This window comes from Catellatospora chokoriensis (assembly GCF_011297315.1).
GTDB classification, from domain to species: Bacteria; Actinomycetota; Actinomycetes; order Mycobacteriales; family Micromonosporaceae; genus Catellatospora; species Catellatospora citrea.
Genome location: NZ_JAAOTI010000016.1, coordinates 166,321 through 179,473, shown reverse-complemented (window position 1 = coordinate 179,473; position 13,153 = coordinate 166,321). Strand labels below are relative to the sequence as shown.

At 67.2% G+C, this 13,153-nt stretch carries 15 protein-coding genes; 5 read left to right on the top strand and 10 right to left on the bottom strand.

All coding sequences use genetic code 11. The features are described from left to right. Nucleotides 1-16: 16 nt before the first annotated feature. From HAV39_RS24210 to HAV39_RS24180, 7 genes are all read right to left on the bottom strand, one after another. Complete coding sequence (locus HAV39_RS24210) at nucleotides 17-601, bottom strand: acyltransferase (RefSeq protein ID WP_191841444.1); 585 nt, start codon at nucleotides 599-601, stop codon at nucleotides 17-19. Next, nucleotides 598-837: an acyl carrier protein gene (locus HAV39_RS24205; protein WP_191841443.1), complete on the bottom strand. Its 240-nt coding sequence runs from the start codon at nucleotides 835-837 to the stop codon at nucleotides 598-600. Before HAV39_RS24205 ends, HAV39_RS24210 begins: the two co-directional genes overlap by 4 nt. Then, entirely contained in the window at nucleotides 834-2,246 is a 1,413-nt protein-coding gene (locus tag HAV39_RS24200) for an NAD(P)/FAD-dependent oxidoreductase (RefSeq protein ID WP_191841442.1), read from the bottom strand. The genes HAV39_RS24205 and HAV39_RS24200 overlap by 4 nt, the downstream gene beginning before the upstream one ends. A gap of 13 nt (nucleotides 2,247-2,259) precedes the next feature. Further along, the gene (locus HAV39_RS24195) at nucleotides 2,260-3,090 is read right to left on the bottom strand and encodes a methyltransferase (protein WP_239121062.1); all 831 of its coding nucleotides are present in this window, start codon (nucleotides 3,088-3,090) and stop codon (nucleotides 2,260-2,262) included. A gap of 85 nt (nucleotides 3,091-3,175) precedes the next feature. After that, on the bottom strand, nucleotides 3,176-3,454 hold the full coding sequence (locus HAV39_RS24190) for a hypothetical protein (RefSeq protein WP_191841441.1): 279 nt from the start codon (nucleotides 3,452-3,454) through the stop codon (nucleotides 3,176-3,178). Then, nucleotides 3,454-3,759 (bottom strand): hypothetical protein, encoded by a 306-nt coding sequence (locus tag HAV39_RS24185; protein WP_191841440.1) that lies wholly within the window; start codon nucleotides 3,757-3,759, stop codon nucleotides 3,454-3,456. The genes HAV39_RS24190 and HAV39_RS24185 overlap by 1 nt, the downstream gene beginning before the upstream one ends. 490 nt (nucleotides 3,760-4,249) lie before the next feature. Then, entirely contained in the window at nucleotides 4,250-4,888 is a 639-nt protein-coding gene (locus HAV39_RS24180) for a hypothetical protein (protein WP_191841439.1), read from the bottom strand. A gap of 118 nt (nucleotides 4,889-5,006) precedes the next feature. Here HAV39_RS24180 and HAV39_RS24175 point away from each other — a divergent pair, with 118 nt between their 5' ends. Beyond that, nucleotides 5,007-6,404, top strand: a complete 1,398-nt coding sequence (locus HAV39_RS24175; RefSeq protein WP_191841438.1) for an NsdA family TPR-like regulatory protein — start codon at nucleotides 5,007-5,009, stop codon at nucleotides 6,402-6,404. Between the two features lie 20 nt (nucleotides 6,405-6,424). After that, the gene (locus tag HAV39_RS24170; protein ID WP_203736760.1) at nucleotides 6,425-6,787 is read left to right on the top strand and encodes a RidA family protein; all 363 of its coding nucleotides are present in this window, start codon (nucleotides 6,425-6,427) and stop codon (nucleotides 6,785-6,787) included. A gap of 259 nt (nucleotides 6,788-7,046) precedes the next feature. On the opposite strand, the gene HAV39_RS24165 is transcribed toward HAV39_RS24170, so the two are convergent. The 3 genes from HAV39_RS24165 to HAV39_RS24155 all read right to left on the bottom strand — a co-directional run bounded on the left by HAV39_RS24165 (nucleotide 7,047) and on the right by HAV39_RS24155 (nucleotide 9,213). Then, entirely contained in the window at nucleotides 7,047-7,337 is a 291-nt protein-coding gene (locus tag HAV39_RS24165; protein ID WP_191841437.1) for a hypothetical protein, read from the bottom strand. A gap of 314 nt (nucleotides 7,338-7,651) precedes the next feature. Further along, a complete protein-coding gene (locus tag HAV39_RS24160; protein ID WP_239121063.1) occupies nucleotides 7,652-8,785 on the bottom strand; it encodes a tyrosine-type recombinase/integrase in 1,134 nt (377 codons plus the stop codon). Nucleotides 8,786-8,916: 131 nt separating this feature from the next. Next, nucleotides 8,917-9,213, bottom strand: a complete 297-nt coding sequence (locus tag HAV39_RS24155) for a helix-turn-helix domain-containing protein (protein WP_191841435.1) — start codon at nucleotides 9,211-9,213, stop codon at nucleotides 8,917-8,919. A gap of 479 nt (nucleotides 9,214-9,692) precedes the next feature. Here HAV39_RS24155 and HAV39_RS24150 point away from each other — a divergent pair, with 479 nt between their 5' ends. From HAV39_RS24150 to HAV39_RS24140, 3 genes are all read left to right on the top strand, one after another. Beyond that, nucleotides 9,693-10,523: a hypothetical protein gene (locus HAV39_RS24150; protein WP_191841434.1), complete on the top strand. Its 831-nt coding sequence runs from the start codon at nucleotides 9,693-9,695 to the stop codon at nucleotides 10,521-10,523. Between the two features lie 1,112 nt (nucleotides 10,524-11,635). Continuing rightward, the gene (locus HAV39_RS24145) at nucleotides 11,636-12,346 is read left to right on the top strand and encodes a hypothetical protein (protein WP_191841433.1); all 711 of its coding nucleotides are present in this window, start codon (nucleotides 11,636-11,638) and stop codon (nucleotides 12,344-12,346) included. Continuing rightward, nucleotides 12,288-13,097, top strand: a complete 810-nt coding sequence (locus HAV39_RS24140; RefSeq protein WP_239120976.1) for an IS6 family transposase — start codon at nucleotides 12,288-12,290, stop codon at nucleotides 13,095-13,097. The genes HAV39_RS24145 and HAV39_RS24140 overlap by 59 nt, the downstream gene beginning before the upstream one ends. Nucleotides 13,098-13,153 lie beyond the last annotated feature (56 nt).

The following is a 13,153-nucleotide window of genomic DNA, read 5'->3' as shown; positions in this document are numbered from 1 at the left end:
CGCGACTCCTTGCAGGTCAGGATTGGTTGACGGCGGTCAGCCCGTGGTCGCCGCTGGCGTAGGTGGCTGGACAGCCGGGGCAGGTCAAGGTGTCGGTGAGGCGCGTTCCGCAGGCGCAGACCCAGCCGACCTGTCTGGCTGGGTTGCCTGCGACGAGCCCGTGGTCGGGGACGTCGCGGTGTACCGCGGAGCCGATGGCGACCATGGCGTAGCGGCCGACGGTGACTCCGGGCGCGATCGTGCAGTTCGCGCCGATGGTGGCGCCCTGCGCCACGGTGACGGGCACGCGACGCCAATCGTCGGCGCCCTTGAGGAACCCGTCCGGTCTGCTGGCCCGTGGCGCGGGATCCTCAAGTAGGTAGACACCTGGTGCCAGGAGTACGTCGTCACCCACCTGGGCACCGAACACGCCGCACCCGTTCTGGATCTTGACACGGTCGCCGACGACACTGCCCACCCCGAGGTAGACACCCTTGCCGATCACACAGTTTTCGCCGACGACGACGCCGTCAGCGAGCTGCGCCTGGTGCCAGATCCTCGTGCCGCTGCCGACCGACGCCGTTGCGGCGATCGCCGCAGAGGCTTCGATGAACGTGCTCATCGTGTTGTCCTCTCCGTGAGGAGCGCTTCGACATCGGCGATCGAGGCGAGCGACACGAGCGCGGCATCGGGCAGCGGCCGGCCGGTGGCTTCTTCGATCAGGACAGCGAGCAGGACGCGGTCGAGGGAGTCGATGTTGAGGTCGGCCAACCGGTGAGTCGAGTCGACGGCGGTGACGTCGTGGCGGCAGACCTGTGTGAGCAGCCGCCGGGCAGTGGTGCCGGCTTCGATGCTCATCGCAGCCTGCCGACGGCGTCGAGCAGCAGCGGGACCGCTTCGGCCATGGGTGCGCGCTGCCAGATTCGGCGCATGGCGGCAGCTCGGGTGCTGTTGCCGGTCGCGATTTCGCTCAGGGCGGCGTGAAGGACGTGGGCAAGTGTCTGGTCTGTGCCTGCGGGCAGCACCCCGCCGGGTTGGCAGAGCATGTCCACCAGGCCGCGCGCGGAGTCCTGCAGGAGGTCGTTGAGGGCCGGGGTGGCGATCTGCCGGGTCGGCCGGTAGGGGTGTCCGGCGTGGCTCTGCGGTGCCGTCACGCAGTCGGCGACGATGTTGGCTGCCAGCGGTGCCAGTAGCACGCCGCAGCGGTAGGTCGCCGATGCCATGTGGATCATCGGATGGCCGGTGGTGCCTAACAGCGGCAGGTGGTCGAGGGTGACCGGACGGTGGCCTACCCGGGTCGTGATGAGGGTCGCCTGGCGTAATGCGGTGTGCAGTTCTGCGGCGGCGTCGTGAATCAGCGTCGCTACCTCGTCGAGGTCCGGATCCCGGTTGTAGTCCGGTTCGGTGGACAGCCGATTGGTGGCGCCGAGGTACACCGTGCCGTCTGGTCGCGGCACCATGTGGCTGCCGCATGCGAAGCCGCGGTTGGGGGTGCGGACCGCCGCTGGGAGCCGGAACGGCGCGTGTACCAGCATGGACACGCCGCGTCCCGACAGCACGGGCGGCACCGCGGCCTGGTCTGCCAGCGGCTCGTTCAGCAGGCGGCTGGACATCGCTCCGGCCGCGAGCACCAGGTGAGCGGAAAGCGCGGTGGTGGCACCATCTGTCGTGACGAGCATGTGCTCGCCCAGCTCTTCGATCTTGGTCGCGGTGCCCTCGATCCATCGACAGCGTGGATGGCCGACGACGCTGGCCTCCAGCGCGGCCATTAGCCGGGCCGGGTCGAGGCTGGCTTCGCCCGGCAGCCACACCGCCTGGAACGCTCGGATCTGTGGGCTCAGTCCGGGCACCTCGGTCGGGGTGCCGTACTCGGCCTGCCATCCGTGACGCTTGGCAGTCGACTCGATCGCCGCGAGCTGTGCGGCGTCGTCCTCTCCATAGCCGTTGGCGATCACCCATACGCCGGGCGTCAGCTCGATGTGCACGCCGCTGGCTTCGGCGATGTCGGCCAGCCAGGTGGCGTAGAGCTGCCTGGCGGCGATGCGGTGGGCGACCTCGGTTTCTACACGGTCGAGGAGGTGGTCGGCTTCGACCTCGCTGAAGACCGTCAGCATCGCACCAGCCGCGGTGGACGCCTGCCCGCGGGCGCCGTCGGCGTGCGGTCCAACGATCGTCACCGTCAGATCACGCCGCAGCAGTTCGAACGCGGTCGACAGGCCGAGCAGGCCCGATCCGACCACCGTGACATCGGCATTCGCAGTGAACATGAACTACTCCTCCTCAGCGGGTGGGACGTCGGGCGATCAGTAGGTGGACCTCGAAGCGCAGCCCGCAGAACTGCGCGGTGCCCTGGCCGCGGAGCTGGTATAGGCGGGCCAGGAGGCGGTCACGATGGGCGGCGTAGCGCCGCAGCGGCATGTCCAGCTCGACTACCAGGGCGGTACGGCACTCGTAGCCGCGAGCCGCCAGCGCGTTCGCCGAGCGGCTGATGCCCGTCAACGAAGAATGCGCGAGCACGAGGTGGCCGCCTGGCGCGATCAGCTCGTCTGCCCGAGCGACGAGGACGTCGTAGAGCGCGCGGCCGTCGGCTCCCCCGACCAGCGCCGACGCGAGGCCGTCACGGCTGGAGTAGGAGGCCCCGTCGGGGTAGTGCGGCGGATTGGCGAGCACGACATCCCATGCCTGCGTGACTGTCAGCGATCGCAGATCCGCTTCGACCGGCTCCACGGCTTCGACGGGTAGGCCGTTGGCCGCCACGTTGGCCATCGTCGCTGCGACGCTGGCAGCGCTGACGTCTAGAGCGGTGACCTGTGCGCCTTCGGCGACGGCGGCGACCGTGTACAGACCTGAGCCGCAACCGATGTCCAACACCCGTTTGCCTGCCAGGACCAGGCTCATGTCGCCATTCAGGCCGGCGATCAAGGCCAGCCCCACGTCCGTGGGGAAGAGCACCGTTCCGTCGCTGTCATCGTCGATGCGAAGCTGACGGCCACGGAAGGTGAAGCGCAGCGTGGCTTGGCCAACCTCCGCCAGGGCGTGGCGCTGCCCCGGCAGCAACGACAGCCGAGGAGTATCAAGACCCCGCACCTCACCGGGTTCGGATGTCATCATCTGCGGTCTTTCCTTTCGATGTTGAAGCGCCCGCGGGCCGGCTCGGCAACCGTCGAGGCCGGCGTGGAACGAGTACTTGGCGCACTCACGACGAGCTGCCGAATGCGCGAAACGGGGTGGCGCCACTACCGAACTCGCCATCCGGGCCGATCAGCATCAGCGGCTGCCGCCGCGGAAGTTGTCGATCGTGGCCGAACAACGCCGCATGCGCGGTGTTGCGCTGGCTGCACGGCTCCAACTCGCCGCAGGCCAGGCACCGCCCGCCGACGTCCGAGCGCAGGTGCGCCGCAATTACGCGGTGCGCTGCTTTCGCGCCGCGCAGCGCGGTCCCGTCCACCGTCGCCCGCACCTTTGCGGTCGCCATCAGAACTCCTCCGCCGTGGTAGGCGCCTGTTCAGTGGGCCAGCTCGCGCGGATCTCGGCGAGGGTCGCGTGCCCGCCGCTGGTCAGCCGGACTGTCAGGGCGCACGTGCGCGGGACGATGTCCATCAGGTGGTCACCGAGCAGCAGGTGGACCGTCGTACGTACGGCCTCCACCGACACATCGGGCAGCAACGACGCGAGCTGGCTGACGGTCCAGTCACGCTCCGGATCGGCGAGCAACGCGTCGTAGATGCGCTGGCGCGGCACGCTGGCGACCATCAGCACGATGGCGTTCAGGGCTCTCATCGGGCGACGCCTCCGGCCGGCCTCAGGACACGCTGTGCCCAAACCGCCTGCGGACACGGGAACCATGCGAATGCGCGTCTGAACTCGTGACACCCGCGGCACATCCCGCCAGGTACCGCACGGTGCGCCAGCAACACCGCCCGCGCATCCGCTGCCGCGTCTGCGACGGCCTTGTCCACCTCGATGACCACGGACGTCGCCGTGGCCGCCGCCAACACGATGTCGGTGTCGGGACCATTCCCTGCCACGACGCTCCGGCGGTGCCGAACTTCACTTCGCTGCCCAGCATCAGCACTGGGTACCATGGAGATCACCTCACTTCCCAGTGGTGGTGGAAGGGCACCGGAGCGGGCTAAGGGTTCCAATCTCAGGACCCGCCCCGGTGCCCGGCACTAAGCCGCCAGACCCGCCGTCGTGACAGCTCACCGCCTCTTTCTGACCCCCCGTCACAAGCAGGGACCAGCTCATGCAGCGCCTCACAGCGCAAGTACTACCGTCGCGACGATGCCTCCTGTCCCGACGAAGCGCCGGCTCGGCGAACTCTCGTCAAGGCGCGCCAGTAGTCGCTGCTTGCGTTGACGATTCCCAGCGCGGTCTGCAACCCGGCGCCAGCCAGCCGGCAGCCGTCACACGACGCGTCACATCCTGTACCGGTTACCTGCTGACGTGTGTGGTGGGCCTGCAACATCTCCACCGCCAGCGCCCACGTCGCGCCGTCTGGCGCAACCGTCACGCCGTAGATCTCGCTGGCCCGCAGGGCCATCGCGATCGCATCGATCACCGTCGCCACGCCGGGTAGGACCTGGCCGGCGCCGGTCGGTGGCAGCAGCCACTCTCCCTCCAGCTGACGGTCACCATGGCGATGGAGAAGCGCGGCTGGCGAGGGCCAGAAGGCGAGGCCGTGGGCTGAATCGCCACACACCTCGGAGTCGACATCGAGGGCGGTGAAGATCACCACACGGTCGCCAAAGTGCGCAATCGGCACGGTGTTCACGCCAAGCCGCACCAGGGCATCGAGAACACCGCACAACCACTCGAGCGGCATCTCGACTACCGCGCCAGCGATCGCCTGCGACGACTCCTGGAAGGACACGTCCACTTGCGCATCCCGATCCAGCTCCACCAGCATGTACTCACCTCCCGTGTCGAACCGTCCACGATCAGTGAACCGGTGGCCGGGGCGGGACGGTAGATTCAGCAAGAGCGATAAACGTTGAACGTGTTGAACGCTGACAGGCGGTGACACCATGGGCCGCGCAGGCCGCACCCGAAACGACAAGCTCGTGGCGCTCATCGATGCCAGCGGCTGGTCGTATGACGCCTGCGCCGCCGCGATCCGCGCGGTCGCCACTGAGGTCGGAGAGAACCTCGCATCCTGCAATCGCTCACACATCGCCAAATGGATCATCGGGGTGCAACCCAGCGGCCGCACGCCCCACATCATCGCCGAGGCGTTCTCACGTCGACTCGGACACATCGTCAGCCCACCCGATCTAGGCTTCGAGGTATCCCACGACACCATCGCCCAGATTCATGGTCCAGACTGGTGGCGACGGGACCCGATAACCGACCTCGTCACCGTTGGGAAGGCCGACTTGGAGCGACGAGACTTCGCCGTGACGGCACTCTATTCGCTGGCAGCGCTGGCCGTACCGCTGCAGGCGTGGCAGGAGATCGCCGAGCGAGGCCGTCGCGCCCGCAGGGAAGGCGGCGCCATTGGTGAGGGCGAACTCGAGTCGGTACGCGAGATGATCGGTGTACTCAGCCGCGCCGACGAACGCTTCGGCGGTGGCAGCGGTCGCTCCGCAGCCATCATCTACCTCACTACCGATGTCGCCGCCTACCTGCGCGGATCGTTCACCACCGACGCAACCCGAGCACAGATGTTCAGCGCCGCCGCCGAGCTGGCCTATCTCGTCGGGTGGAAGGCCTTCGACGCCGGCGAGCACGGTCTCGCCCAGACCTACTATCTACGCGCGCTGCGGCTGGCCAATGACGCCGGCGACGGACCGCTCGGCGGGTTCATCCTGCGAGCCATGGCTCACCAGGCCGTCGACCTCGGTCATGGCCAGGCCAGCCTCCAGTTGGCCGAATCGTCCTTGGAGTGGTCACGCGTCAACGGCACACCGGGCGCGACCGCGCTGTTCACCGTCGTCAAGGCACGCGGACACGCCGCCCAGCGCCAGCGCCGCGACGCGGTCACCACCATGATCGAGGCTGAACGGCTGCTCGCCCACGTCGACTGGGACAACGAACCCATCTGGATTCACCGCTTGGGTTTCGGTGAGCCCTCACTGGCCAACCAGACCGCCCTCAGTCTGCGCGACCTCGGCGACCTCAACGAAGCCGAGCGCCAGTTCCGCCGCTCGGTCGCCACGCGCAACGGCGGCGCCCACCGCCGCATCCACGCGCTCACCCTGGCCAACCTCGCCGACATCGAGTTCACCCGCGGTGAGATCGCAGGCGCCTGCATGCACTGGAACAAGGCACTCGACGACATGTCCGGTCTGAGGTCCGCACGCGCCACCGAGGCCGTACGCAACGCGCGGCGAAGGCTGGCCACCCTCGGCCAGCGCATGCCCGCCGACGCCAGGCAGGTCGACCGCAGGTCCGCCGACTACCTCAACGACAGCCGAAGCCAGTAGGAGGAGTCATCGACCGCGAAGTGATCAGCCACCCGGACCTGCCCAAGCCGCTGGGACCCTACTCGCCCGTAGTGCGCGCCGGCGACATGCTCTACGTATCCGCGCAAGCGGGCGTCGACCCCCGAACCGGCCAGGTCCCCAACGGGATCGCCGCCGAGTGCCGCCAGGCGCTCGACAACATCAGGCGAGCGCTGGAGGCGTCAGGGTCCAGCATGGTTAAGGTCGTGAAGATCACCCTGTTCTACACGCGGATCGAGGACCTTCCGGAGATCAACGCGGTGTTCAACGAGGTGTTCCCCACTGCTCCGCCAGCGAGATCTGCCGCGATCGTCGGCCTGGCCGGAGGTAGGTCAATCTCCATCGACGCCATCGCAGCTACATAGCGTGTCGCGCGCTGGGCATGGCTGCCATCCATCCACACCATGAGCGTGACCACCGTCGCCGAACTGCAGCGCCTGTTCATGCGGTCAATTCAGTAGCGATGGAAGATGCCCAGCCCTGGCGCTAGGCCCGCCGTGGTCACATCCTCGGCATCGCCGTGACAACCGCGTGGGCACTGACACTCCTAGTGGCGAAGAGTGCACAGCCGGCTCACACGACCTCAACCGCAGCCACGCCACATGACCGGACGCTGTCGCTGGGTCAGGCAGCGGCGATGCTGGTGACCCAGCCGCAGGCAGCAAGCGCGCGCAGTATCAGCGCGATGATCGGGCGGGGGCGGCCGAGTCGTACGGCGATCTGCGCCAGCGAAACGGTGCCCATGCGGTGCATCAGCTCCATGACGTTGCCCATGTCCGTGATCAGCGGAGCGGTCGGCGGCACTTCGTAGGCGGCGGAGGTCAGCAACCACACCCGCGCGGTGTCCTCGGGCGCGGGCACTGGCGGCGCGGCCGGGGCGTCGCCGTACGAGGCGAGGACGCGGTGCGCGGTCACGACCGCGGCGCACGGCCACGCCTCGCGGGCGCACCGCGCCTGATCGCATCGTCGGCCGCCGACCGCTGGACGGTGCCGGTCGAGTACGCGCCGGGCGTCGTGGTAAGTCTGATCTTGCCGCTTTGCCCAGGTCATCGGATCGCCTCCATCAACACGACAGGGACGTCCATCGACACCTGACAGCGCGGATAGATCAAGTGGATCCGGTATGCGACCGGCACCCATGCGCTCAGATGAAGGCGTCGCCGGCCCAGGGCCGCGCGAGGACTCTTCCTCGGCCCCGAGCCGACGACGCCGCTTGGCGCGTCTACTTGTTATGGATGGGTGATCCGGCCGCCTTCACCTTTGCTGTCGCCGCGGCGCCATCCGGGCCGGTGGACACGACCCGAGGCGCATTGGCGTAGGTCGGTGGCGAAGGCGACGCCTTTGCTGGCTTCCCAGCGGCGCTGGAGTGTGTCGATGATCTGCTGTTCCATGGCGGGGGTGGTATGGGTGTAGACGCCGCGGATGCCGCCGAGGCGGTGGCCGAGGCGTTTGCACTGGGCGACTTCGGGGATGTTGTCCTCTGCCATCCAGGTCTTGTGGGTGTGGCGCATGTCGTGGACGTGGATGCCCCGGATCGCCCGGTGCGAGGCGGGGGTGGTGGCGCGTTTGACGGCCTGTCGCCAGGTACGCCCGAAGGTGCTGCGTCGTTGCAGCGCGCCGCGGGAGCCGACGAACACGTGGTCGTGGTCGTGGCTGGACAGGACGGGCGTGAGCAGTTCGATGAGGAATGGTGGGAGCTTGATGTAGCGGTCGCGTGATGCGGGCGTCTTGGGGGCGCCCTTGTGGAGGTGGCCGTTGATCTCTTTCAGGGCGCCGTCGTCTTTGGGGACGAAGATCCAGCCTTCGTCGAGATTGACGTTGTCGCGGTGCAGGCCTGCCAGTTCGCCCCAGCGCATGCCGGTGTAGGCCGCGGTGATGACGAGGATCTGGTTGGTCCAGTGCGGTAGCGCGGCGGCGATGTCGATGACCTGGTCGGCGGTGGCGTGTGGGCGTTCGGTGCTGTCGGCGTGCCAGTTGACGTCCTTGCACGGGTTGCGGTTCATGCGGCCTTCGGCGACCGCTTCGTTGAGTACGAGCGAGAGGACTTTCATGACGTCTTCGACGGACTTGTCGGACAGGCGCTGGCGCAGGTCCGCGACGAACTTCTTGATCACCCGCCGGTTGATGTCGGCGAGTTCGAGCTGCCCGAGGTTGGGCAGGACGTGGCGGCGCAGGTGGCCGTCGTAGGTGTCGCGGGTCGTGGGTGCCACGCGAAGGTCGGCGGCCCATAGTGCGACCCAGTCCTGCAGTGTGATCCGGGTGGTGCGGGGATCTTGGTAGCGGCGTCGGGCGATGTCGACGTCGATCTCTTTGGCGCGTAGTTCCGCCGCGCCGGGTGTGAGGTGGACCGAGTCGGTGACCACGTGGCCGTCGATGCGGGCTCGGACCCGGAACGCTCCGTTGCGTTGCTCTACCCATGCCATCTCGGTGTACTCCCTTCATCGCGTGTGTGCGCTTGGCGCGGTGGACATGGACCCTCGATCCGGCGTGGCGATCAAGTGGAGGTCCGACGCGGTGGTGTGCGCCGCCGGCGCGGCGCGGCGGGTTGGGGCGGTCGGTGTCCGTGCTCGGCGATCGCAGCGAGGTCAGCGGACGAGAAGCGCAGTAGCCGACCGAGGAAGGTGCACGGGATGAGCCGTTTGGCTGCCCTCTTGCGCAGCCATGACTGCGTCACACGGAGGATCACCGCCGCTTCGGCCGGCGTGTAGAGCAGTTGGCCGGTGTTCGGGTCGGCGGTCACTCGGCGCGGCGCGATCGGCTCGGTGGGCAGGGTGTGGCGTTGGTAGGACATGGAGATGCTCCCGGTCTCGTAGGGGTGTCCGGACCGGATCGTCCGGGCACTCGTGGAATCCGGGTTGTCAGCGGAGGCGAACGGCTTGTGCAGCGTCCTTGCGCTGACAGGCTCGGGGACGGAGGCCTGTCAGCGGGGCTGAGGCGGTGCTAGCTGCTGAAATAGAATTCGCTGAACGATGATTTGTCAGCGATCGCGATCGTTACCATGTACTGACAGCGCCATGATCATTATCGCTGTCAGCGAACCTGGGTCGGACGGCCCGCTGACAGCTCGCATCGACCGCCAGATGCTAAGCACCCGCGTGAGCTGCGGATATTGATCTGTCAGCAAGTCTGAACCCTGCTGAGGCTCTGACGTGCGCCACTGTCAGCGCATGACCGCACGTGCTCTGACCAGTGTTGTCACTGATTGTCAGCGACCTGGCTTGTTCTGAAAGCCGATCCCCGCATCGAGCGGGGCCTCGGCAAGGAGGAGCCATGAACACCGACACCTTCCGTACCGGCATCGGTCGCGTCGCGCAGAACTCGCCGCTCGGCGAGGTGCAGCGGGCCTTCGAGGCGCTGACATCCCAGCCGTCGCCGCTGGCGCTGGACTGCCGACAGTTGCCGCCGGAGCTGGGGCTGCCGGAGCGGCACATGCCACTGGACGAGCTGCGTGACCTGCTGCTCGACCGTGCGACGTCGTACGCGGCGCGTGATGCCGTGTGGTCGCTGCTGTGCACCGCCGCGCAGCAGTGGGGCCGACACTGGATCCTCGCCGCCACCGGTGTCGCGCTTCCAGGACTCCGACGGGCTACCAAGCGGTTGTGTGCCGGCTACCGCGGTGAGCATGCCGACGTGGAATCCGAGGTCCTCATCGGGTTCCTCGAGGCGCTGCACACTGCCGACCCGTCGCGCGACCGGCTGGCCGCGCGGCTGATCTGGGCGGGCAGGCGCGCAGGCACGCAGCTGGTGTGGGCCGACGCCCGCCACGAGCAGGCCAAGGCCCAGACGGCCGAGTCGCACCTCCCTCCCCCGCTTTACGGTCATCCTGACCTGCTGCTGGGCCGGGCCGTCGCGCAGAACGTCATCTCCGCCGAGATCGCGGAGCTGATCGGTGCCACCCGCCTGGACGGCGTGTCGGTGGACAAGGTCGCTCAGCGCTTCGGCGCGACCGCGCAGATCTTGCGCATGAGACGTAGAAGGGGTGAGTTCCCACGGCGATCAGGCGTTGCGCCGCATCCTCATGTCGACCGCGCCAGGTGCCGCAGTCGACAACGGCGCTTGGGCAGTCGCATGGGCCGTGAACGCATTCACAGCGCAGAATAGTGCAGGCCCCGTCCCCGACATCGACCACTGTTACTCGAGGCACAAGGCAGCTTAACTGCGACCACGGATGTGCAGCAGGCGGGATCCCAAACGAATATGATCTTGCGCTCCCGCAATGCCCCCGCCGTAAGGAACCCAGCTGGGATGGTTCCTTACGGCGCAGTGAACGCACACGATGGACCTGCGAGTTTCCCAAGTGGATCGGGCTTCGGTTGACGGTGGCGTCCAGCCCCCCAGTCAAGTGCGCTACCAAGCTGCGCTACAGCCCGTTGCCGAGATGATCTCTCACCGCGGCAGCCCGTACAGCGTAGCGCACTCCAATCCGGGTCGCACACACGGCCCCACTGTCCGTTTCGTGTCGGTTCTGTCGGGTGGTTCAGCCCGGTATGTCTAGTCCATCCTAGGAACCTTGCCAACCAGCTGGGGCGCCTAATTCCCCACACCCGCAGTCACGTCCGAAGCGCCCTTGGCCCGAGTCCAACGGGCGGCAGGTCCGAAAGTCCATGATCAGCGCCGTTCGGTGCGCCTCGGTGCCGTTCGGTGTCCGTTCAGGGAGCGGCTCTGCTCCCAATTTTGCTCCCCGCTCCCGCACCCAGACCCGGGACCGGTGAGCCCAAGCCAGTCGAGAGGGATCATAAAGTCAAGGTCACCGACGACTCCGATCGTCCTCGAACCGGTCCATCCGGGGTCCGGGAGGTCAGTAAACAGCCACATCACTCAGTGTTACCGCGGCGCCAGCCAATTGCTCGGCTGCATTTCCCAGCGGCTGCCGATGCGACCAAGCTCGATGCGCTCACGAGAAATAGCCGTGCATGGCCGTGAGTACTGCACGCTGGGCCATGACCGCCTACACCACGCCACCGGCGACGCCCATCGGCCCCAGGCGGGCTGACACGGCCTGGCTACGTTCGCAAGAACGGGAGCCAGATGCTCGTCCGCTTGGGAGCCGCCTTGCCCGACGTCCCGGGGCGGATGTTAATGAGAACGGCTCCACTTGTTGATCACGGATTGGCTTGAATCTCTGCGCAAGGACAGATCGGTGACTCTCCGTAGAGCTGGATCAACGCGGCTTCAGGTGCCCGCTTTACCCTCGACCGACTACTCTGCGAGCCATGAGCAACGCGGCCGGGGCGAAGGCGACCCGCGAGGAAGAGATCGCGTTTCTGGCCATGGAGCAGGTGCTTGGGGTCGACATCAAACTTGCGGATGCCGGCGCTGGCGACAAGATGCCCGACGGCTCTTGGGTATACCCTGACGGCCAGGAGCGCCACGGCATCGTCGAGGTCACCTCGCCCCCGGCCGCAAACGTGATGGCGCGGTGGGCGCGCGCGAAAAAGGCAGGACTGCCCCTGACCGAGAGCGGATCGATCCCCTTGCGCTTGAACGAACTCGCGCAGGTGTGCGATGAGATGCTCGCGGCGGACTGGGCCCAGGAGAACATCGACAAGCTCCTGGCCCAGTCCGCCGATGAACGGCACCTCTTCCTCTTTGGGCGGCGTCACGAGGAAGATCACTACTTCTTCCGGCTGTCCGATCTTGATGAAGACGGGAAACCTGAGCCCGTCGATGACCTTGTCCTCCCACATGGCATCTCGGACATATGGTTCCGGGGCCGGGCACGGCTGGACCGTGACCAACCACGTGATCAACCAGTAGGCACGATGGAACTTTGGTTGGCACGGTTTCACGCAAAGTCGGGTTGGCACCGCTACATGGTCCGGATCGAGGACCGGCACCTGCCGACCCCCAATCGCCATATCGCCGATGATCGTGTTCCCGCTGGATGGCGACAACCCAAAGATCGATCGGGGCTGTTGCGTTGAGCGTTGGCAAGATCTGACGCACCCTTGGGGCGTGAAATCTTCGACCAGGTCTCGCCGGTGGCTGCCTCCGAAGTCGGCTTTCGCCAGGTTCCGGTTTCCACCGGAGGTGATCGTGGTCGCGGCGCGCTGGTACCTGCGCTACAACTTGTCCTACCGCGATGTTGAGGAGCTACTGGTCGAGCGTGGTGTCGAGGTTGACCACGTCACGGTCTACCGGTGGGTCCAGCGGTTCACCCCGCTGCTGGCCGACGCCGCGCGGTTCGCCCGGCACTCACCAGGCGACCGATGGTTCGTGAACGAGACCTACGTCAAGATCACCGGGGTGTGGTGGTACGTGTACCGGGCGGTCGACCAGCACGGGCAGGTCATCGATGTGCTCGTCTCGGCCCGCCGCGACGCCGATGCGGCCCGGCGGTTCTTCCGTCGAGCGCTGTCGACGTTGAAGGTGACACCGAGCGAGGTGGTCACCGACGCCGCTGCGGTCTACCCTGCCGTGCTGGATGAACTGGTCCCCTCGGCATGGCATCACGTCGAGCAGTACGCCAACAATCCGATCGAGGCCGATCACAGCCGGCTCAAACACCGGCTGAGGTCGATGCGCGGGGTACGAACCGCGAAGTCGGCACAGATCGTCATCGCCGGCCACGCCTTCATGCAGAACCTCCGCCGCGGACATTACGAACTCGCCATCGCCCCCCCGCACACTCGGCGGGTCGCCGCCGCGTTCAGCGAACTCGCCAAGGCGATCTGACCACCGACACGACACCGGTTCAACGCGCCCACCGACTCAGCACAACGGCGCCAGGG